This is a genomic window from Polaromonas sp. Polasp52 (assembly GCF_059491565.1).
In genome coordinates, this window is sequence record NZ_CP168513.1 from 383,585 (window position 1) to 402,829 (window position 19,245).

A 19,245-nucleotide genomic window follows, 5' to 3' on the forward strand; every position below is an offset into this window, starting at 1 on the left:
ACAGGAAGCCCATGAAGTCCGCCTATCTAGTTCTGGGAGTGCCGGGAAACGCCAGCCGGGAAGACATCGAAGCGGCTTTTGAAAAAGCCAAGAGTTTTTACTCTCCCGCCAGGCTTGCGGAAGACCCGAAAGCCGTCGACAAATTCCTTGAGGTCAAAACCGCGCACCAGATCCTGCGCGACCCGGAGTCCAGGGCCGCGCACGACCGCAAATTGAGCAGTGCGCAAGCCAGCACGCCAGCCGCGCGCGTGGACAGGTCGCTCAGCGTGAAGCCGGAGGCTTCGTGGCCTGTGCGGGCGCTGCCAGTCCTGCTGGCGCTGGTCCTCTTGATCTTTGCAACGGGCTACTACGTCAGCTACAAGCGGGAAGCCGCGCGAAAAGCGCAAGCCGAGCTGGAACTTCAACTGAAAGCCCAGGCGGCCGAAGAAGAAAAGAAAGAAGCGGATCGGCTGGCCGCCGAGGAAGCCAGCCGGCAGCAGCTCGCCAGGCGCGCGGAGCAGCAGGAGCGCCAGTTCCGCCAGGAAAGCGAGCGGGCGATCAACAATGCACGTTACACGGAAGCACAGCGCAGCTACCGGGAGATACAGCGGGACAGCATCGAGCAGCGGGAAGCCCAGCGCAAGGACTATGAGGCCCGAGCACGCGAGCAAAGCGAGGCCAGGGCGGCGGAACAGCGCCTTGCCAGGGACAAAGCCCGTATCCGCGAGCTGTGCTACCAGAACTACCGGCGCCCCGACTGCTGAGGCGTTCTTACGGGGCCGAAGGCCTCAGGAAGCGTTCTTCTTCTCGATGAACTCGCCCATCCGGCTCATCAAGCGCCACCACTCCGACCCATCCTCGCGATAAACCCGTATCGCCCCCGCCCGCACCAGGATCTTGCGCAGTTCGTCCTCGTCAAACCCGCCCAGGTGCATCTGCAGGGTTTCAAAGGAGCGGTCGGTATAGCCTTTGTGGCTCAGGAAGTGGCGGGCCGTCTCCTCGGCCATGAACTCGGTCTTGTGCTGCTCGTGCGCCAGTGCCAGCTGGTGTTTGTGCAGCTGGCGGTTCAGGAAAAAAGTGATGCTGCCGCCGACGACTGCGCCAAACAGCGAAGCCAGGGCGCCTGAAATCGTGGGGTCCATGCGGGTGTCCTTTCGTGCACAGGGATATTACAAGCAGACGGAGCCTACTGGCTGAGCGCCCATTCAATGTGTTCGCGAACCAGCTCGCCGCAATCGGCGGCGCGCGCCTGCAGCGCCTCGCGCAGAGGCAGTCCAGCCGCCGCGTCGAGCACACGCAGCGCATTGCCCATGGCCACCGCGATGTTGCGCAGCCAGCGCTCGTGGCCTATGCGCCGTATCGGGCTGCCTTCGGTGAAACGCAAAAATGCCTCTTCGCTCCAGCCGAACAACGTCACCAGCTGCTGGCCCGTCAGGCCGTGCCGCTCGTCGAAATCAGGCAAGGCGCTGCGCTGGGCGAATTTATTCCAGGGGCAGACCAGTTGGCAGTCGTCGCAGCCGTAGATGCGGTTGCCCATGAGCGCACGCAGCTCCAGCGGTATGGGGCCCGCGTGCTCTATGGTCAGGTAGGAAATGCAGCGCCTGGCGTCCAGCTTGTGCGGCGCGACGATGGCCCCCGTGGGGCAGACATCGATGCAGGCCTGGCAGCTGCCGCAATGCGGCGCCACTGGCTCGCTGGGTGGCAGCGCGATGTCCACATAGATTTCACCGAGAAAGAACATGGAGCCGGCCTCGCGGTTGAGCAGCAGCGTGTGCTTGCCGCGCCAGCCCTGGCCGCTGCGGGCCGCGAGCTCGGCCTCCATCACCGGCGCGGAATCGGTGAAAGCACGATGGCCCAGCTGTTCCACATGCTCCGAGATGCGTTCGCTGAGTTTTTGCAGGCGGCCGCGCATGATCTTGTGGTAGTCACGGCCGCGCGCATAGACCGACACAATGCCCTCGGCGGGCCGCTCCAAGCGGCTGAACTCCAGGGCCTGCCACTCGCCGGGCACGGCGGGGGTTGCCGCCGGCAGGTAGTTCATGCGCGCCGTGATGACGCTGACCGTGCCGGGGACCAGTTCGGCCGGCCGGGCGCGTTTGAGCCCGTGCGCGGCCATGTAATGCATGTCGCCGTGAAAGCCCGCCGCCAGCCAGGCCGATAATCCGGGTTCAGCCGAGGAGAGGTCGACGCCGGCGATGCCGATTTGCGAAAATCCAAGCTCGCGCGCCCAAGCCTGAATTTGAGAAACGAACTGATGACTGTTCAAAGCGTTGCTGGCGGACACCCGCCGATTGTAAAAAACATTACCTGGCTGGACGAGGAGGCCACGGCCGATTTCGCGCGGGCCCTGGCAAAGCACCCCGCCATAGGCCGCGCGCTGATCGAACTGCAGGGCGACCTGGGGGCCGGCAAAACCACCTTTGTGCGCCACCTGCTCAAGAGCCTGGGTGTGCAGGACCGCATCAAGAGTCCCACCTATGCGGTGGTCGAGCCTTACACATTGGCCACGGCCGGAGCGGATGCAGGCCAAAATGGCGGCATGAACATCTGGCATTTCGATTTCTACCGCTTCAACGACCCGCGCGAGTGGGAAGAAGCCGGCTTTCGCGACATCTTCGCGGCTACCGGCCTCAAGCTCGTCGAATGGCCCGAGAAAGCCGGGCCGCACCTGCCGCAACCCGACCTGCTGCTGCGCCTGGAAGTGCTGCCGGACGACAGCCGCGCCGTCACCCTGACGGCCCACACGCCCACCGGCGCGGAACTGCTCGCATGAAGCGCCCCACCCTGAGCCGCCGCGGCGCCCTGCAACTGGGCAGCGTGGTGCTGTTGCTGGGCGTGCAGCACATCGCGCGCGGCGCCACCATCGTGGCCGTGCGCGTCTGGCCGTCCAAGGACTACACGCGGCTCACCATCGAGTCGGACGGTGAAATCAAGGCCCGGCAGTTTTTTGTCGCCGAGCCGCCCCGGCTGGCAGTGGACATCGAGGGCATAGACCTGATTCCGGCGCTGCGCGAGCTGGTGGCCAAGGTCAAATCAGACGACCCGAACATCTCGGGCATACGCGTGGGGCAAAACGCCCCTGGCGTGGTGCGGCTGGTGATAGACCTCAAGCAGCCCATACAGCCGCAGGTGTTCACCCTGCCGCCCGTGGCCGCCTACCAGTACCGGCTGGTGTTCGACCTGTATCCGACACAGGTCGCCGACCCGCTCGAGGCCCTGATCGCCGAGAAGCTTGCCGACCGGCAATCCGCCGCCGCGCCGCCACCGGCCAGCGACCCTATTGCCGACCTGATCGCGCGGCAATCGGGCAAGCAGGCCGACAGCAAGCCGCCACCGCCGGCATCCGTCGCGGAAAAGGACAAGGACAAATCCCCAGGGCCGGCGGCAAGCCCGGGTGTCGCCAAATCCGCACCGGAGGCGGCTGCCACCGCGAAGAGCGGCAAGACCGACCGCCTCGTCATCGTGGCGCTGGATCCGGGCCACGGCGGCGAAGACCCCGGTGCCGTCGGTCCCGGCGGCACGCGCGAAAAAGACGTGGTGCTGCAAATCGCGCACCGCCTGCGCGACCGCATCAACCAGCAGCCCAATATGCGCGCCTACCTCACGCGCGACGCCGACTTCTTCGTGCCGCTGCATGTGCGCGTGCAAAAAGCGCGGCGTGTGCAAGCCGACCTTTTCATCAGCATCCATGCCGACGCCTTTTTCACGGCGCGGCCGCAGGGCGCCAGTGTCTTCGCGCTCAGCGAAAAAGGCGCCTCCAGCAGCGCGGCGCGCTGGATCGCCGACAAGGAAAATTCGGCCGACCTGGTGGGCGGCATCAACGTCAAGGCCAAGGATGCCCAGGTGCAAAAAGCCCTGCTGGACATGAGCACCACCGCGCAGATCAACGACAGCCTCAAGCTCGGCAGCGCCATGCTGGGCGAGATCGGCAACGTCGGCAAGCTGCACAAGCCCAAGGTCGAGCAGGCCGGCTTCGCCGTCCTGAAGGCGCCCGATATTCCCAGCGTGCTGGTGGAAACCGCCTTCATCAGCAACCCCGACGAGGAAGCCAGGCTGCGCAGCGAGGACTACCAGGTCCAGCTGGCCGATGCCCTGATGCGCGGCATCACGCGCTACTTCGCGCGCAACCCGCCGCTGGCGCGCAACCGCGCCGTCTAGGCGCTCCTTGGCGCACGCTGATGCGCCAAAACTGAACACAAAAGACCGCAGCGAGCCGACAGCCCGCGGTGGCCTTTTCCTACAGCCCCGGGGCAGCGGCCCGCCTACATTGAAGCCACAGGCAAAGCCGGGGCCTTCACACGCTGAAGGCCCGCAGCAAGAAGCGAGCGCCTGGAACTCTTAGCAAAGGCAAACAACATGAATACGAAACTGATGATCTCGGTCGCGGCGGCGGCACTGATAGGCCTGGGCGGCTGCAGCACCAGCCCGACGAATGCGCAGATAGGCACCGGCGTTGGCGCCGTGGCCGGCGGCCTGGTGGGCAATGCCGTCTTCGGCAGCACCCTGGGCACCGTGGGCGGCGCGGCCGCAGGTGCGCTGATCGGTAACGAGGTCGGCAAAAAGCGCTGACCCCACGCTCGCCTGGTTCAAGCGCCTGGTTTAAGCCCCAGGCCTTGTCATACCGGGTAGATCAGCGAGTTGAGGATCATCTCGCTGTCGTACACACAAAGACGGCTCCTGAATTTCAGCGAGCCGTCTTTTTGCGTGAGCTCATCGATATAGCGGCCCACGTTGTAGACCTCGCTCACGCCGCCCGGCCTGGTGCGGAACACCGCATAGTTGGCCTCGGCCCGGATGGTGTCGCCCTCCTGCGAGAGGATGCGCGCGGGGCTCACGACATGGCGCGTGTAATACGGCCCGTGGTAAATCGTCTGCGTGACGCCGTACACCCGGTCCTTCATCATGCCGCGGCTTTCCAGCGCCATCAGCGCCAGCGGCAGGCCGCGGTCGAAGTTCTCGCGGGCCTGCACCTTGTAGTGGCCGTCTTCCACAAAAAATTCCGGCCATTCCTCAAAGCGCTTTTCATCGAGTGCCGCCGCGTAGTCCGCGTTGAGCCGGTCCACCCGCATTTGCAGCAGCAGGCGCTCCATTTGTTCGATCGCCGTCATAGTTCCATGACTTTCTTCCAGTAGGCATACATGCTGCGGATCAGGGTTTCGGTGACCATGTGTTCGGTCATCTCGGTGCCCGTGCCGCCCAGCTCGCACAGCGTGGCGCCCTCGCCGGCCTGGGTAAAGCCCGCCTGGCTGAACTCGATCACCTCGCCGTCGTCGGCGCTGACAAAACCCGCCGGGCCGAACAGGTTGGCCTGGCGCAGGCGGCGCTGCGTCATTTCGGGCGTGTCGTCGGCAAAGCCGAAATGCGTCCAGATGAAATCAAATTCGCCCTGGCCGCGCGGCACGATGTGGCGGGTGCTCAGCGAATTGACCTGCTGCTGGATGATGAGGCTGGGAAACAGCGTGATCATGGTGACGGTGGGCGTGATGTCGCTGCCCGGGTTGGACGGGTCGGCCACTTTCCACCAGGGCTCGGGCACCACGTCCAGCAGGCGGTCGTCGTGCAGCGCCATATTGGCCTTGAAAGAGGTCACGCCCTCGGTCACGGCCGTGTTCTGCCCGCCTTCGTTGCGGCGCGAAATCATCACAGCGTGGCGGCCATGAGCGTCCATCACCATGCGGCTTTTCTGGTCGGCGCGCCACAGGCCGAAGGTCACGAACCAGGTGTGCAGCAGGCCGGGGTGGTAGGGGTCCTTGATGTTCTCCATCATCAGCTTCCAGTTGCCCGGGATACGCTGGCGGTTGTAGCCCAGCAGGGTCAGCTTGCGCGCGCCCTCGGGGCCCTTGAAGATGCGGTCCAGCCAGGGCATGAGCTGCGGGCCCAGATAGTCTTCGAGCGGCTCGGTGTCCTCGCTGAAAGTGGCGAACACCAGCCCGTGCAGCAGCGCCACGCGCAGCTTGGTCAGGCCGTGGTCCTTCAGGTCAAAATCTTCGGGCATGCCGCCGTTGACGCAGTCGCCCTCCTTCACGCCGTCCTTGAAAGGCAGGCCCGCGAGGTCGCCGTTGAGCTTGTAGGTCCACTGGTGGTAGGGGCAGACAAAGCTGCGCGCATTGCCCTGGAGGTTCTGGCAAAAGCGCACGCCCCGGTGGGCGCAGCGGTTTTCCACCACGCGTATGCCGTGGTCGGTGGCGCGGTCCTTGGGCGCGATGCGGTCGCGCACCATCAGCACCTGCCGCTCGCCCACGTGGCTGAGCTTGTAGTCGCCGACGTTGGGAATCTCGGCCTCAAGCCCCACGTAGCACCAGTGCGCGCCGTAAAAAACTTTCTCCAGCTCGCGCTGGTAGAGCTGGGCGTCGGTATAGGCCCAGAAAGGGATGCGGCTGGAACCGGGCTCGCCCCAGCGTGACAGGGTTTGAGGTGCGTTCATCTGTGTGTCTCCGGGTCGTCTTTCCCTGATTTTTTAGTGCGGCATCGGCCCAAGCTGTCAGTCAAACAGGCAACTGGCCTGCCCAACCCTGGCCCGCACCTGCGCCTCGGTCGGAGGCACGCAGCCGCGCCGCAAGACACACAAGCTGGCGCTGGCCACGGCATGGGCCAGCAAGCCATGCCCCGCATCGTCGGGTAGCGCCAGCAGGGCGCGGGCGCCGCCCGTATCGGCTTTTCGCGCGAGCAAGGCGGCCATGAAGCCGGCGAGAAAACAGTCGCCCGCGCCCACGGTATCCACCACCGCCAATGGCCGGGATTCGCGGGCGCGCCACTGCCGGCCGTCGCGCGCCAGCAGGCAAGCCCCCTGCGGCCCCAGGGTCAGAACCAGCAAGGCCGCGCCGCTCACGTCCAGCAGATGCCGCGCCCGGGCCACGGCATCCGCGCCGGGCACCTGCAGGTTGTCCAGGTCTTCATCGCTGGCCTTGACCACATCGGCGTGCTGCAGCGCGGCGTGCACGTTGCGCCTGTAGGCCTGCAGGTCCGGCATGGCCGACGGCCGCAGGTTGGCATCCACCACCACCACCACCACATTGCCGGCCTGGTGCTGGGCACGCAGCCATGGCAGGTAGCGGCCGGCATCCTCGGGCGCAAGGGCCAGAGCGCCGGTGCACACCATCTGCAGCGCGGGAACGCGATGGCATGACTGGATCAAACCGTCCGCCGTGACCGCTCGGTCCGCCACATCCTGCCGGTAAAAAGCGTAATCGGGATGACCGGTGTCATCCAGCCCCACCACGGCCAGCGAGGTGCTTTGCGCCACGGGCTGCGGACAGGCCAGCCGGACACCATCCCCGGCCAGCGTGGCGGCCAGCTGGCGGCCAAAACGATCACGTGATAAAGGATTGAGGTACAGGGTATTGACACCCTGCAGCGCCAGTGCGCGCGACAGGTTAAAAACCGCGCCGCCCGGGCAAGCGTCATAACGCCCGTCCGGTTGGGCAATCAGGTCAACCAGCGCCTCGCCGGCGGTTGCAACCTGCACGGCGGCAAGGTCCAGGGAAGTGATACTCATTGGGGTCTTCCTGCCGGCCGCAAAAGCGCTTCAGGCCCCGGCGCTACCGGCCTTGCGCCTGGATTTCCAGGCGCCAAATATGACGATCAGGCCGGGCACCAGGATCAGGGCCCAGATGATCTTGTCGAGATGGGTCTTCACAAAGGGAATGTTGCCGAAGAAATAGCCCACCGTGACGATGCCGCCCACCCACAGGGCGCCGCCCACAAGGTTGAACAGCGTGAATTTGCTGCGCGTCATCTCCGACACTCCGGCCACAAAGGGCGCGAAAGTGCGCAAAAACGGCATGAAGCGCGCGGCGATGATGGTGATGCCGCCATAGCGCTCATAAAACGCGTGGGCCTGGTCAAACGCTTTTTTGTTGAACCAGCGCGAGTTTTCCCACTGGAAGACCTTGGGCCCCAGGGCGCGGCCTATGCTGTAGTTGCACTGGTCGCCCAGCACGGCCGCCACAAACAGCAGCCCCACCGCGAGCGGAAAGCTCATCAGGCCCACGCCGCACATCGCGCCCACCACAAAAAGCAGCGAATCGCCCGGCAGGAAAGGCATGACGACCACGCCGGTTTCCACAAAAATAATGATGAACAACAGGGCGTAAACCCAGGCACCGTAGCTGGTGACGAAGGCCTCCAGGTGCTTGTCGACGTGAAGAATGAAATCGATGAGAAAGGCGGCTAGTTCCATGCCCCCGATTCTGACAGGTGCGCCAGCCCGGCTCTGGCGGCTCAGCGTCCCCCGGCGCGCGTCATCACATGCACCAGCCCCTTGCCGGGTGCGTAGATATAACCGTAGCTCAGGCCGCCGCTGGTTTTCCAGCCGTACTGCAGCGCGCCAGGGACGCCTTCATAGGTGCAGGATAGTTTTTCAATCTCCAGGATCGTGGTTTCCTGCCGCGGGCCGCGTGGCGAAAAATAAGTGGTGCTGTAGCGCCGCACCTGCCCTTGCGACCAGCTACCTACGGGAAACTTGCCTTCGTTGCTGGCATTGCCGAAGCGCTGGTCGTAGACGCGGCCTATGGCCGTGCGGTCCGGCGTCAGGGCAAATCGTTCATGGGCGCGCGGCACCTTGCGTTCGTAGATTTCATGGCCCTCCCACGAGAGAGGCCCCTTGAGCGCGGCCTCGCCTTTTCCCAGGGAACCATCCGGTAGTTCATCGACAAAGGGATAGACCCGGTCGACAGGTGCGAACACCAGTTCGCGCGCTTCGGTCATGGGATTGCCGGTCAGCAGTTCCACCGGCACAAAACGTTCCTTGACGCTTTCATCCTGCACACACACCGGGGCGCCCGTGGCTTGCGCCATGGCAACTGGGCCCGCCAGCAGCAGGGTTGCGAGGGCCGCGAAATTGAGGATTTTGAAGGGCATGGTTTTGGGCAGGGAAAAAACAGAAACAGAATATTACAAGCCGCGCGGCCCGCAGGGCTTGCGCCCGGCTTCCGGCTGAAAAATGGGTGACACCCTAAAATCCCTTGCATGAGCCTTGCCACCACCCGCCGCCCCATCCGCGAACTGCCCGATGAACTGATCAGCCAGATTGCCGCCGGCGAAGTCGTGGAGCGGCCGGCCTCGGTGGTGCGCGAACTGGTGGACAACGCGCTGGACGCGGGCGCCACCCAGGTCACGGTGCGTTTGCTGGCCGGCGGCGTGCGGCTGATCCTGGTTGAGGACGACGGCTTGGGCATTCCGCGCGAGGAACTGCCGGTGGCCCTGAGGCGCCACGCGACCAGCAAGATCGCCTCGCTGCAGGACCTCGAAGCTGTGGGCACCATGGGCTTTCGCGGCGAGGCGCTGGCCGCCATCAATTCCATCGCCGACATGAGCCTGCTGTCCCGCACAGCCGACAGCGAGCACGCCTGGCAACTGGACGGCCGCACCGGCGAACTCAAGCCCGCCGCGCGCAGCCGCGGCACCAGCGTGGAAGTGCGCGAGCTGTTTTACGCCACGCCGGCACGCCGCAAATTCCTCAAAACCGACGCCACCGAACTGGCGCACTGCATAGAAGCCGTGCGCCGCCACGCGCTGGTGCGGCCCGACGTCGGTTTTGCCATCTGGCACGAGGGCAAGCTGGTCGAACAATGGCGCGCCGCCAGCGGCGACAAGGCCCATGAGCAGCGCCTGGCCGATGTGCTGGGCAGCGAGTTCGTCGAGCAGTCGGTTACCGTGAATTACGAAAGTTCGGCCCTGCGCCATGACGGCCGGCCCGCCGTGCGTGTCTGGGGCGTGGCCGGCATTCCCGATGCCGCCCGCTCGCGCGCCGACCAGCAGTTCGCCTATGTCAACGGCCGCTATGTGCGCGACAAGGTGCTGACGCATGCGGCGCGCAGCGCCTATGAGGACGTGCTGCACGGCCACCGCCAGCCTGTCTATGCGCTGTATGTCGAGATAGACCCCAGCCGCGTGGACGTGAACGTGCACCCGACCAAGATAGAGGTGCGTTTTCGCGACAGCCGCGAGGTGCACCAGGCGGTGCGCCATGCGACCGAAAATGCGCTGGCGATTCCGCGCTCATCCGCCACCGCCGATGCGGCCCTCGGCGCAGCCGCGGCGATGCCCGCGGAAGTTTCCGCGGGGCAGCAGGCTTTTTCGCGCCAGGGATGGGCGCAGCCCAGCATGAATTTCGCCGGCAACAGCGGCCTTGGTAACCATGGCGGCAACGGCGGCAGCCGGGTTTCCGACTTTGAGGCCATGTGGCCGGTGCCGGCGCCCTCGGGTGAAGGCCGCACCGAGACAGGCGGTATTTTTCTGCCCGCGTCTTCGCATGCACCCGAACCCAGGCCCGCCCTCGCATCGCCCAGCAACAGTGCGGCCAGCCCCGACTATGCCGTGCCCCTTCCTCCCGGCGACTGGCCGCTGGGCCGGGCCATTGCCCAGCTGCAGGGCATTTATGTATTGGCCGAAAACACCCAGGGCCTGGTCATCGTGGACATGCATGCGGCCCATGAGCGCATTGTTTACGAGCGCCTGAAAACCCAGATGGACGGCGGCGAGGGCGCCAGCCTGGCCAGCCAGCCGCTCTTGATCCCCGCCACCTTTGCCGCCAGCCCTCAGGAAGTCGCCACGGCCGAGGCCTGCGCCCAGACCCTGGCAACGCTGGGCCTGGAGATCACGCCTTTTTCACCCAAGACCCTGGCGGTGCGCGCCGTGCCCACCAGCCTGGCGCAGGGCGACGCGGTGGAGCTGGCGCGCAGCGTGCTGGCCGAACTGGCGCAGCACGACGCCAGCACCGTGATCCAGCGCGCGCAGAACGAGCTGCTGTCGACCATGGCCTGCCACGGCGCGGTGCGCGCCAACCGCAAGCTCACGCTGGACGAGATGAACGCCCTGCTGCGCCAGATGGAAGCCACCGAGCGCTCCGACCAGTGCAACCACGGCCGGCCGACCTGGCGCCAGGTCAGCATCAAGGAACTGGACTCGCTCTTCATGCGCGGACGTTAGCGCCGCGAGCGTGAGGATTGCACGCGCGGGCTGTTACATCTAGGGGAAACACCAGCGTCCAGAACTTTTGGGACGCGGTGTACTCAGTCATGACCATGAAACGCTGGCACCTTTTCGCAAGTTTCGGCACGGCGCTGGCCCTGCTGGCCGGCTGCGCCACCCTCGACGAAAAGCAGCGCGCCTGGATCTTCCAGCCCAGCGACCGCACCTGGAGCGGCGGCGCCGCCGCGGCGGTGGGCATGGACGACGTCTGGATAGACTACACCGCCGCCGGCGACCACCCGGTCCGCCTGCACGGCCTCTGGCTGGCCAGCGACAGGCCCGATGCCGAAAATTCCGCGAAAGCGCCGGTGCTGCTCTACCTGCACGGCGCGCGCTACAACGTCACCGGCTCCGCGCCGCGCATGCGCCGCATGCAGGAGCTCGGCTTTTCGGTGCTGGCCATCGACTACCGCGGTTTCGGCAAGAGCACGCAGGAGCTGCCTTCCGAAAAATCCGCCTACGAAGACGCCCGCGCCGCCTGGGACTGGCTGGCGAAAAAATACCCGGACCGGCCACGCTACATCTTCGGCCATTCGCTGGGCGGGCCCATCGCCATCAACCTGGCGACCGAAGTCAACGACGAGCGCGGCACCATCGTCGAGAGCACCTTCACCTCGATTGCCGACGTGGTGAGCAGTTCCCAGTGGGGCTGGATGCCGGTGTCGCTGCTGATCACCCAGCGCTTTGAGGCCGTGCGCAAGGTGGACAAGATAGGCTCGCCGCTGCTGGTGGTGCATGGCGACGAGGACCGGTTGATACTGCCCGACCTGGGGCGCAAGCTCTATGACGCCGCTGCGCAACCCAAGCAGTTTGTGCTTGTACCGGGCGGTTCGCACCACAATGCCAACCTTGTCGGACTGCCGCAGTACCGGCAAGCGCTGACGCAGCTGTTCGACCTGAAATAAGCCCACGGGAGGAACTCGGCGGTCTGCGACACCTGGCCGCCGCCAAAATCTTGGTCAAAAAGTGGTAATGCCACTGTAGGTCAGGCAATATTTTTCAAAAAATAGGTATTTTTAACTTACACACAACATGTAGCTGCATGTAACATCCCTTTTCGAAAACTCCAAAAATCGAGAGGGATCTATGCGCCAACCCCTGGTAATCCGCAGGTTGCCTGCCTTCAACTTGCTGGCGCTTGCCCTGCCGCTATTGGCATCAGCACCGCTACACGCCCAAACAGCCGCAACCACGGCGATGCCCGCGCTTGCAAAATTTAATGGGGCGGATACGGCCTGGATGCTGATCTCCACCGTACTGGTGCTGCTGATGACCATTCCCGGCATCATGCTGTTCTACAGCGGCATGATGCGAGCCAAAAATGCCCTGTCGATCGTGGCGCATACCTTTGCGGCCACAACGGTCGTCACGCTGGTATGGGCGGGCATTGCCTACTCGTTGGCATTCACGCCCGGCAATCCCTGGATCGGGGACATGAGCCGCGCGCTCAGCGACGGGCTGCTGGGCGCCAAGGTCGGTGCGCACCTTTCGGCCCCCACCGTTCCGGAATCCGCTTTTTTCATGTTCCAGCTGGCATTCGCCATCATCACCTTCGCGCTGATCATCGGGGCCACCGTTGAGCGCATGCGCCTGAGCGCCACCATTTTCTTCGCGGCCTTCTGGACCATACTGGTCTATGCCCCGGTAGCGCACTGGATCTGGCAACCTACCGGCTGGCTCGCCGCCATGGGGCATATGGATTTTGCGGGCGGCACGGTGGTGCACATCGCCGCCGGCGCCAGTGGCCTGGTAGCCGCCAAGGTGGTGGGCCCGCGCAAGGGCTTCGGGACCGAGCCCATGGTGCCGCACAACCTGCTGGTGACCATCATCGGCGCCGGACTGTTGTGGGCCGGCTGGTTTGGCTTCAATGCGGGCTCGGCCTTTGAGGCCAGTTCGCGCGCCGTGGGCGCCTTGCTGGCCACCCAGGTGGCCGCCTGCGTCGGCGCCTTCATGTGGGGCATCTGCGAATACGTCCAGCGCGGAAAGTTCAGCGTGCTGGGCATGGCCACGGGCGCCATTGCCGGCCTGGTCGCCATCACGCCGGCATCCGGCTTTGTCGGCGTCCTAGGCGCATCGGTGCTGGGCGCGGCGGGGGGGGTCGGCTGTTTCCTCGCGGTGACCCGTTTCAAACGCGCGACAGGGATCGACGATTCGCTCGATGTATTTGCACTTCATGGCGTGGGCGGGTTCATAGGCACGGTCCTGACGCCGGTCTTTGCGCTCAAGGAAATTGCGCCCGTCACTGCGACCGTGCTGACCAATCTCATGGGAGCCTGCGCCGTTGCGGCCTACGCGGCCATCATGACCTGGCTGATCCTGCTGGTGGTCAAGCCCCTGGCCGGCCTTCGCGTGACCGCGGAAGAGGAGCAACTGGGGCTGGACCTCGCCCAGCATGGCGAAATGATTTCAGGCGCCTGAGCCCCTGGATCAACACAGTACAGCATGCAGCTCACCATGAATCCGCCGGATTCCGACCTCATGACCTACGCAGTGCGCATGGTTATTCCCATGAAGCGGGAGTTCGGACGCTCACTGAACGTCCACCAATTCCTGCACGACCTGCCCTACGCCACCGAAGTCATTCAGGAGGCACTGGAAAGCAAGGACGAGCGCCTGCGCGGCTATGCCGCTTATGCGCAGACCAAAATTTTCGGCCCTCGCGGCAGCGAACCCTTGCCGCCAAGCGCTTCCGGCGCGGCCGAAGCCTTGCCGGCAGCACCAGCGGCAAGCGAAACGGAAATCAGTGAAGACCTACGGGCCAAGGCCATCGCCCGCTACAAGTCGGGCCTGCGCTGAAACGTGGTGGCGGCTGCGCTGCCGCACCGGCGTTTGTCTGATACGCTCAGTTGAATGGATGTTTCCGTTTCGAAGACCCCGGCGCCTGCCATGCCGGCCGGCCTGGTCGTATTGATCCTCTCAATGCTGCTGGGCATACAGCCCGTCACCACCGACCTCTACCTGCCGGCCCTGCCCGCGCTCACTGAAGGCTTCGACGCGCCCATGTCGCAGGCCCAGCTCACGCTGAGCGCGCTGCTGCTGGCCTTCGGTTCCTCGCAGCTGATCTGGGGGCCGCTGTCCGACCGCTTTGGCCGCAGGCCCATCCTGCTGTGGGGCCTGTCGGCCTACACCCTGGCCTCGGTCGGCAGCACCTTCGCGCCCTCGATGCTGTTGCTGATCGTCTGGCGCGTCGTCCAGGGCGCGGCCATGGGCGCGGTGGTGATGTGCGCGCGCGCCATCGTGCGCGACCTGTACCAGCCGCTCGAAGGCGCGCGTGTCATGTCCAAAGGCCTGAGCGGCCTGGGCGTGCTGGCTTGCGTCAGCGCGCCGCTGGGCGGCCTGCTGTCCGAGCTTTATGGCTGGCGCATCGCGCTGGCGGCGCTGGCCGTGTTCGGCGCGGCCACGCTGGCCCTGGTCGGCCTGCGTTTTGAGGAATCGCTGGCGCAAAAAAATCCGCTGGCTCTGCGCCCCGGCACGCTGCTGCGCACCTGGCTCACCATCCTGCGCCATCCCACCTTCCTGGCTTTTTCGGCCCTCACCGCGGCCTCCTACGGCGGGCTGTTCACGTTCCTTGCGACCTCCTCCTTCGTTTTCATCAAGGTGCTGGGCCTGAGCAAGACGGGCTACGGCCTGGTGATGTTTTCCATGTGTTTTTGCTACCTTGCCGGCACCTTCATCTGCCGGCGCCTGCTGCCGCGCTTCGGCGTGCGCCGCTCGGTGGCGATTGCCGCCTGCCTGAGCCTGACGGGCGGCACCACCATGGGCGTGCTGGCCTGGGCCGGCGTGCAAAACGTCTGGGCCATCATGCTGCCCTATTACCTCTTCATGCTGGGCCACGGCGTGCACCAGCCCTGCGGCCAGAGCGGCGCGGTCGGCCCCTTCCCGCAGGCGGCCGGCGCGGCTTCGGCGCTCAACGGCTTTTTGATGATGCTGGTGGCCTTCGGCATGGGTGGCTGGCTGGGCACCCACATGGACGGCACGGTGCAGCCCCTGACGCACGGCGTCTGGTTCTGGAGTGTCTTGATCGCCACGGCGGCCTGGACGGTGGTGCGCAAATACGGCGAGCCTGCGCATGAGGCCGCAGCGAGAAAGACGTGAGCCTTCCCTGCATCTGCATCGCCGGCCCCACAGCGTCGGGCAAAACGGCCGCCGCGATGGCGATCGCGCAACGCCATGAGGCCGAGATCGTCAGCGTCGACTCGGCCCTGGTCTACCGCGGCATGGACATAGGCACGGCCAAACCCACGCGTGATGAACTCGCGGCCGTGCCGCACCACCTGATCGACATCCGCGACCCGCTGCAGGCCTACAGCGCCGCCGAGTTCGTCGCCGATGCCGGCCGCCTGATTACGGACATCCGGGCACGCGGCAAGCTGCCGCTGCTGGTGGGCGGCACCATGCTTTACTTCAAGGCCTTGTTCGACGGCCTGGACGACATGCCCCGGGCCGATGCCGCCGTGCGCGCCGGGCTGGCCGATGAAGCCGCCGCGCGGGGCTGGCCCGCGCTGCATGCCGAACTCGCGCGCGTGGACCCGGCCACGGCCGAACGGCTGGCGCCCAACGACTCGCAGCGCATCTCGCGCGCGCTGGAGGTGTTCCGCGTCTCGGGCCGGCCGCTGTCTTTTTTCCATGCGCAAGGCGCGGCCCGCAAATCCACCGCAGGCACCGCCCAAGCCTTCACCCTGATCTCGCTGGAGCCGCAAGACCGCGCCTGGCTGCATGAACGCATCGCGCAGCGCTTTGACGCCATGCTGGCGGCCGGTTTCATCGAGGAAGTCAAAACACTGCGCGCGCGCGGCGACCTGAACCGCGACCTGCCGTCCATGCGCTGCGTCGGCTACCGCCAGGCCTGGGAAGCGCTGGACGGCGACTACCCGATGGCGGAGCTGCGCGACAAGGGTGTTTTCGCCACACGCCAGCTGGCCAAGCGCCAGATCACCTGGCTGCGCTCCATGCCGCAGCGCCTGGTGGTGGCCTGCGACGGCGGGCAGCCGGTGGCGCAGGTGCTGCAGGCCATTGCGCACAGCCTGGATACGGCCGCCACACGCCCGGCTTGATCGCCGCATCCATAGCTGCAAGAATGGGGCGCGCCTGGCCCCCTGAGGTAACAAGCGCACCCGTCTCGCCTGCCTGAAGTGTCACAACAACAAGGAGAGCGCATCATGGAGCTGTCACCCTTTGCCAACGCCCTGCAAGCCAGCCTGGGCGCGCACATTCCCCAAATCCTGGGCGCCGTCGCCGTGCTGGCGCTGGGCTGGCTGCTGGCCGTGGCCGCGCGCGCGGCCGTGCGGCGGCTGCTGAGGCTGCTCAAGGTCAACGTCCGCATCGAGGAAAGCTCGGGCGTGCAGATGGACGCCGAGTCGCCGGTGGCGGCGGGTGTGTTCTGGCTGGTGCTGCTGGCCACCTTGATCGCGGTCCTCAACGTGCTGGACCTGTCGCTGCTGACCAACCCCTTCGCCAGCATGATGAGCGACATCATCGGCTACCTGCCCAAGCTGCTCGCCGGCGTGGTGCTGTCGCTGCTGGCCTGGCTGCTGGCCACCGTGCTGCGCGCGCTGGCCACCCGCGCGCTGGCGCTGACCACGCTGGACGAAAAGCTCTCCAGCGAAGCCGGCATGGCCCCCATGAGCCACAACGTCGGCAACGTGCTGTTCTGGCTGGTCATCCTGATGCTGCTGCCGGCCATCCTCAAGGCCTTTGAGCTCAACGCCCTGCTGGAGCCGGTGACCCTGATGCTCAACCAGGTGCTGGGCATGGTGCCCAGCGCCTTCGCGGCATTGCTGATCGCGGGGGTCGGCTATGTGGTGGGCCGGGTGCTGAGCGGCCTGGTCAGCAACCTGCTGGCCGCCGCCGGCGCCGACCGCATCAACCAGCGCATAGGCCTGGACAGCTCCATACGCCTGTCGGCGCTGGCCGGCACGCTGGTCTTCATTTTTGTCTTCGTGCCCTCGCTGATCGCGGCACTGGACGCGCTCAAGATAGAAGCCATTTCGCGGCCGGCCTCGCAGATGCTCAGCCTGATGTTCGCGGCCGTGCCGCGCATCGTGGCCGCCTCGGTGATTTTGCTGCTGACCTGGTATGTGGCGCGTTTTGCCTCGCGCCTGCTCGCCAGCCTGCTGGAAAGCGCCGGCGCCGACAACCTGCCGCAGAAAATGGGCGTGCAGCACCTGCTGTCGGGCGCGGGCCGGCCCTCGCGCCTGGCCTCCACCCTGCTGATGTTTTTTGCCATGCTGTTCGCCGCCACCGAGGCGGCCGGCCAGCTCGGCTTTGAGCAGGTGGGCGTCATGGTGGCCTCTTTCATCCGCTTCGGCGCCGACATCCTGCTGGGCGGTGCCATCCTGGCCGTGGGTTTCTGGATTTCCAACCTCGCCTTCGACGCCATCCAGAAGGCCAGCGGCAAGCACACGGCCGGGTTGGCCGGCGTGGCGCGCGTGGCCATCCTGGGGCTGGTGATCGCCATGGGCCTGCGCGCCATGGGCATCGCCAACGAAATCGTGCACCTGGCCTTCGGCCTCACGCTGGGCTCGGTGGCCGTCGCCGTAGCGCTGTCCTTCGGGCTGGGCGGGCGCGAAGCCGCCGGCAAGCTGATGTCACGGTGGCTGGAACGTTGGAATAAAGACTAGCCCCCACGGTCGCTCACTTCGTGTAGCTCCCGAGGCCTTGCAGGCCCGCGGCTCGCGAGACGCTTCGCCTCTGTCGCCCGTCCAAGCCTGAGCAGGCAGGCTTGGAGCCGCGGGCTCCAGCCCCTCCGGGGCCGCCCGCCTGCGGCCCGGCAAAGCCGGCCCCAGGCGCCGCCCCCTGAGGGGGGAACGGGCTACACGAAGTGAGCCCGGACGGGGGGTACGATAACCCCATGCTCCAAGTCCGCCACCTCGCCAAACGCTATCTGGATACCCCCGTCTTCAGCGACGTCTCGCTGGATGTCGCGCCCGGCGAGTTTGTTGCCATCGTCGGCGAATCGGGTGTGGGCAAGTCCACGCTGCTCAACTGCATGGCGGGGCTGGACAGCTGGGATGAGGGCTCGGTGCAGCTCAAGGGCCAGGACCTGGGCGTGCTTGGCGACGACGGGCGCGCGCTGCTGCGCCGCCGCCATGTGGGTTTTGTGTTCCAGGCCTTCCATGTGTTGCCGCACCTGGACGTGGCGCAAAACGTGGCGCTGCCCTTGCTGCTGCTCGATCAGCCCGACGCGGCCCGGGTGGAGGCCATGCTGGTAGCCGTAGGCCTGGCCGGCCTGGGCGGGCGCTTGCCGCAGCAGCTCAGCGGCGGCCAGCTGCAGCGCGTGGCCATTGCGCGCGCGCTGGTGCACAAGCCCAGCCTGCTGCTGGCCGATGAACCCACGGGCAACCTGGACCCGTCCACCGCGGCCCGCGTGATGGACGCGCTGATCGCCCAGACGCGCGGGCAAGGCGCCTCGCTGGTGCTGGTCACGCACTCGGAAGCCGCCGCCGCGCGCGCCGACCGCATACTGCACCTGAACGCGGGCGGCATACGGGCCGCTTGACATCGCCGCCGGCCTGGCATCATGGCCGCAAGGATTCGGCGGCAAAGGCGGCGGCAAAAAGAAGGGACTCGTGTTCCTTGCCCAGCTTGCTGTTCTGGGGCTCCGGCCATGCCTTGCGCTGGAAGGCGGCATGCACCTCGGCCAAGCCCCGGGCATGCGCTTGCAGGGCCAGCCGCCTGGCCCCTCTCTCGCCATGGGCGCCTACCCGAAAGACCTTGCTCTGGCGCTTGCCCAGCTCGTCGAGCCAGAACGCCTGCCAATAGGGAGCGGGCGGGCCGCCCGGTACTTTGGAAGGCGCCAGGTAACGCGCCACGCCTACCGTTCCCGATGAGTTGCCTCTGCTTTTTTGCGAGCGGCGCCACAGGCGGTGGTCCGCGTCAAAGGTGGCGATATGCGCTTCCAGGGCATCCCGGTAAATCTTGGCCGCGGCCAGTGACTTGCGCTTGCCGCCGTAGCCCAGGTCGGTAAACGACCTGACAATGGTTTGCCCATAGCGGCGGACGGAGACTCGCCAGCTTCGCTCGCGATCGGATTCGACGCGGGTGATGCGGCGCAAAGGATTTTGGTAGTCGGTTCTAAACATGGTCGGGTCTGCCGCGCTGGGTTCAGGCCATGGGGCCAGGTGGGAGAAGCACTTTGATGAAGCACTTTTTTAAGACCCTGAACCGTATGCGAACTCAGCAGGCAGACCCGCGGACATTGTCCTGGCGCGGCTATTGTTTGTTGGATTTTCCGTACTAAAACCGCGTTCAAGTCCGAACGCGGGCAGCCTGGCACGCGCGAGCCAGCGTCCCGGA

The 19,245-nt window shown here is 65.9% G+C and carries 20 protein-coding genes; 12 read left to right on the forward strand and 8 right to left on the reverse strand.

Annotation, left to right across the window (positions count from 1 at the left end; translation table 11 throughout):
* Nucleotides 1-11 precede the first annotated feature (11 nt).
* Nucleotides 12-743: a J domain-containing protein gene (locus ACEN9P_RS01865; protein ID WP_477662489.1), complete on the forward strand. Its 732-nt coding sequence runs from the start codon at nt 12-14 to the stop codon at nt 741-743.
* A gap of 24 nt (nt 744-767) precedes the next feature.
* On the opposite strand, the gene ACEN9P_RS01870 is transcribed toward ACEN9P_RS01865, so the two are convergent.
* Nucleotides 768-1,121 (reverse strand): hypothetical protein, encoded by a 354-nt coding sequence (locus tag ACEN9P_RS01870; protein ID WP_477662490.1) that lies wholly within the window; start codon nt 1,119-1,121, stop codon nt 768-770.
* Between the two features lie 44 nt (nt 1,122-1,165).
* Complete coding sequence (queG, locus tag ACEN9P_RS01875; protein WP_495622120.1) at nt 1,166-2,218, reverse strand: tRNA epoxyqueuosine(34) reductase QueG; 1,053 nt, start codon at nt 2,216-2,218, stop codon at nt 1,166-1,168.
* A 15-nt stretch (nt 2,219-2,233) separates the two neighbouring features.
* On the opposite strand from queG, the gene tsaE reads away from it, so the two are divergent.
* The 3 genes from tsaE to ACEN9P_RS01890 all read left to right on the forward strand — a co-directional run bounded on the left by tsaE (nt 2,234) and on the right by ACEN9P_RS01890 (nt 4,548).
* On the forward strand, nt 2,234-2,752 hold the full coding sequence (tsaE, locus tag ACEN9P_RS01880) for a tRNA (adenosine(37)-N6)-threonylcarbamoyltransferase complex ATPase subunit type 1 TsaE (protein WP_495620923.1): 519 nt from the start codon (nt 2,234-2,236) through the stop codon (nt 2,750-2,752).
* Nucleotides 2,749-4,137 (forward strand): N-acetylmuramoyl-L-alanine amidase, encoded by a 1,389-nt coding sequence (locus tag ACEN9P_RS01885; RefSeq protein WP_495620924.1) that lies wholly within the window; start codon nt 2,749-2,751, stop codon nt 4,135-4,137. Before tsaE ends, ACEN9P_RS01885 begins: the two co-directional genes overlap by 4 nt.
* Nucleotides 4,138-4,335: 198 nt before the next feature.
* Complete coding sequence (locus ACEN9P_RS01890) at nt 4,336-4,548, forward strand: YMGG-like glycine zipper-containing protein (protein WP_477662493.1); 213 nt, start codon at nt 4,336-4,338, stop codon at nt 4,546-4,548.
* 47 nt (nt 4,549-4,595) lie between these two features.
* Here the strand turns inward: ACEN9P_RS01890 and ACEN9P_RS01895 are convergent, their stop codons facing one another.
* The 5 genes from ACEN9P_RS01895 to ACEN9P_RS01915 are packed head-to-tail and all read right to left on the reverse strand — an operon-like array spanning nt 4,596 to nt 8,838.
* Nucleotides 4,596-5,069, reverse strand: a complete 474-nt coding sequence (locus ACEN9P_RS01895; protein ID WP_495622121.1) for an aromatic-ring-hydroxylating dioxygenase subunit beta — start codon at nt 5,067-5,069, stop codon at nt 4,596-4,598.
* Nucleotides 5,070-5,083: 14 nt separating this feature from the next.
* Nucleotides 5,084-6,403: an aromatic ring-hydroxylating dioxygenase subunit alpha gene (locus ACEN9P_RS01900; RefSeq protein WP_495620925.1), complete on the reverse strand. Its 1,320-nt coding sequence runs from the start codon at nt 6,401-6,403 to the stop codon at nt 5,084-5,086.
* Nucleotides 6,404-6,460: 57 nt separating this feature from the next.
* A complete protein-coding gene (locus tag ACEN9P_RS01905; RefSeq protein ID WP_495620926.1) occupies nt 6,461-7,474 on the reverse strand; it encodes a PfkB family carbohydrate kinase in 1,014 nt (337 codons plus the stop codon).
* A gap of 30 nt (nt 7,475-7,504) precedes the next feature.
* Nucleotides 7,505-8,158 (reverse strand): VTT domain-containing protein, encoded by a 654-nt coding sequence (locus ACEN9P_RS01910; RefSeq protein ID WP_477662496.1) that lies wholly within the window; start codon nt 8,156-8,158, stop codon nt 7,505-7,507.
* A gap of 41 nt (nt 8,159-8,199) precedes the next feature.
* Entirely contained in the window at nt 8,200-8,838 is a 639-nt protein-coding gene (locus ACEN9P_RS01915; protein WP_477662497.1) for a hypothetical protein, read from the reverse strand.
* 108 nt (nt 8,839-8,946) lie between these two features.
* Between ACEN9P_RS01915 and mutL the strand changes: the two genes are divergently transcribed.
* The 8 genes from mutL to ACEN9P_RS01955 all read left to right on the forward strand — a co-directional run bounded on the left by mutL (nt 8,947) and on the right by ACEN9P_RS01955 (nt 18,448).
* Nucleotides 8,947-10,908, forward strand: a complete 1,962-nt coding sequence (gene mutL, locus ACEN9P_RS01920) for a DNA mismatch repair endonuclease MutL (RefSeq protein ID WP_495620927.1) — start codon at nt 8,947-8,949, stop codon at nt 10,906-10,908.
* 95 nt (nt 10,909-11,003) lie between these two features.
* Nucleotides 11,004-11,855, forward strand: coding sequence for an alpha/beta hydrolase (locus ACEN9P_RS01925; RefSeq protein ID WP_477662499.1), 852 nt, complete (start codon nt 11,004-11,006; stop codon nt 11,853-11,855).
* A 334-nt stretch (nt 11,856-12,189) separates the two neighbouring features.
* Complete coding sequence (locus tag ACEN9P_RS01930) at nt 12,190-13,368, forward strand: ammonium transporter (protein WP_477662500.1); 1,179 nt, start codon at nt 12,190-12,192, stop codon at nt 13,366-13,368.
* A 24-nt stretch (nt 13,369-13,392) separates the two neighbouring features.
* On the forward strand, nt 13,393-13,746 hold the full coding sequence (locus ACEN9P_RS01935) for a hypothetical protein (protein ID WP_477662501.1): 354 nt from the start codon (nt 13,393-13,395) through the stop codon (nt 13,744-13,746).
* Between the two features lie 54 nt (nt 13,747-13,800).
* Complete coding sequence (locus tag ACEN9P_RS01940; protein WP_495620928.1) at nt 13,801-15,045, forward strand: multidrug effflux MFS transporter; 1,245 nt, start codon at nt 13,801-13,803, stop codon at nt 15,043-15,045.
* 56 nt (nt 15,046-15,101) lie between these two features.
* Nucleotides 15,102-16,004: a tRNA (adenosine(37)-N6)-dimethylallyltransferase MiaA gene (gene miaA, locus ACEN9P_RS01945; protein WP_495622122.1), complete on the forward strand. Its 903-nt coding sequence runs from the start codon at nt 15,102-15,104 to the stop codon at nt 16,002-16,004.
* Between the two features lie 105 nt (nt 16,005-16,109).
* Nucleotides 16,110-17,570: a mechanosensitive ion channel gene (locus ACEN9P_RS01950; RefSeq protein ID WP_495620929.1), complete on the forward strand. Its 1,461-nt coding sequence runs from the start codon at nt 16,110-16,112 to the stop codon at nt 17,568-17,570.
* A 230-nt stretch (nt 17,571-17,800) separates the two neighbouring features.
* Entirely contained in the window at nt 17,801-18,448 is a 648-nt protein-coding gene (locus tag ACEN9P_RS01955) for an ABC transporter ATP-binding protein (protein ID WP_477662505.1), read from the forward strand.
* Nucleotides 18,449-18,467: 19 nt separating this feature from the next.
* Here ACEN9P_RS01955 and ACEN9P_RS01960 read toward each other — a convergent pair whose 3' ends face one another.
* On the reverse strand, nt 18,468-19,031 hold the full coding sequence (locus ACEN9P_RS01960) for a hypothetical protein (RefSeq protein WP_495620930.1): 564 nt from the start codon (nt 19,029-19,031) through the stop codon (nt 18,468-18,470).
* Nucleotides 19,032-19,245 lie beyond the last annotated feature (214 nt).

Coding starts and splice junctions, on each gene's coding strand:
- ACEN9P_RS01870 (WP_477662490.1), bottom strand. CDS start 1,121: ATGGACCCCACGATTTCAGGCGCCCTGGCTTCGCTGTTTGGCGCAGTC.
- ACEN9P_RS01890 (WP_477662493.1), top strand. CDS start 4,336: ATGAATACGAAACTGATGATCTCGGTCGCGGCGGCGGCACTGATAGGC.
- ACEN9P_RS01915 (WP_477662497.1), bottom strand. CDS start 8,838: ATGCCCTTCAAAATCCTCAATTTCGCGGCCCTCGCAACCCTGCTGCTG.
- ACEN9P_RS01910 (WP_477662496.1), bottom strand. CDS start 8,158: ATGGAACTAGCCGCCTTTCTCATCGATTTCATTCTTCACGTCGACAAG.
- ACEN9P_RS01930 (WP_477662500.1), top strand. CDS start 12,190: ATGCTGATCTCCACCGTACTGGTGCTGCTGATGACCATTCCCGGCATC.
- ACEN9P_RS01895 (WP_495622121.1), bottom strand. CDS start 5,069: ATGGAGCGCCTGCTGCTGCAAATGCGGGTGGACCGGCTCAACGCGGAC.
- ACEN9P_RS01905 (WP_495620926.1), bottom strand. CDS start 7,474: ATGAGTATCACTTCCCTGGACCTTGCCGCCGTGCAGGTTGCAACCGCC.
- ACEN9P_RS01925 (WP_477662499.1), top strand. CDS start 11,004: ATGAAACGCTGGCACCTTTTCGCAAGTTTCGGCACGGCGCTGGCCCTG.
- miaA (WP_495622122.1), top strand. CDS start 15,102: ATGGCGATCGCGCAACGCCATGAGGCCGAGATCGTCAGCGTCGACTCG.
- ACEN9P_RS01885 (WP_495620924.1), top strand. CDS start 2,749: ATGAAGCGCCCCACCCTGAGCCGCCGCGGCGCCCTGCAACTGGGCAGC.
- ACEN9P_RS01950 (WP_495620929.1), top strand. CDS start 16,110: ATGGAGCTGTCACCCTTTGCCAACGCCCTGCAAGCCAGCCTGGGCGCG.
- mutL (WP_495620927.1), top strand. CDS start 8,947: ATGAGCCTTGCCACCACCCGCCGCCCCATCCGCGAACTGCCCGATGAA.
- ACEN9P_RS01955 (WP_477662505.1), top strand. CDS start 17,801: ATGCTCCAAGTCCGCCACCTCGCCAAACGCTATCTGGATACCCCCGTC.
- ACEN9P_RS01865 (WP_477662489.1), top strand. CDS start 12: ATGAAGTCCGCCTATCTAGTTCTGGGAGTGCCGGGAAACGCCAGCCGG.
- ACEN9P_RS01960 (WP_495620930.1), bottom strand. CDS start 19,031: ATGTTTAGAACCGACTACCAAAATCCTTTGCGCCGCATCACCCGCGTC.
- ACEN9P_RS01935 (WP_477662501.1), top strand. CDS start 13,393: ATGCAGCTCACCATGAATCCGCCGGATTCCGACCTCATGACCTACGCA.
- ACEN9P_RS01940 (WP_495620928.1), top strand. CDS start 13,801: ATGGATGTTTCCGTTTCGAAGACCCCGGCGCCTGCCATGCCGGCCGGC.
- tsaE (WP_495620923.1), top strand. CDS start 2,234: ATGACTGTTCAAAGCGTTGCTGGCGGACACCCGCCGATTGTAAAAAAC.
- ACEN9P_RS01900 (WP_495620925.1), bottom strand. CDS start 6,403: ATGAACGCACCTCAAACCCTGTCACGCTGGGGCGAGCCCGGTTCCAGC.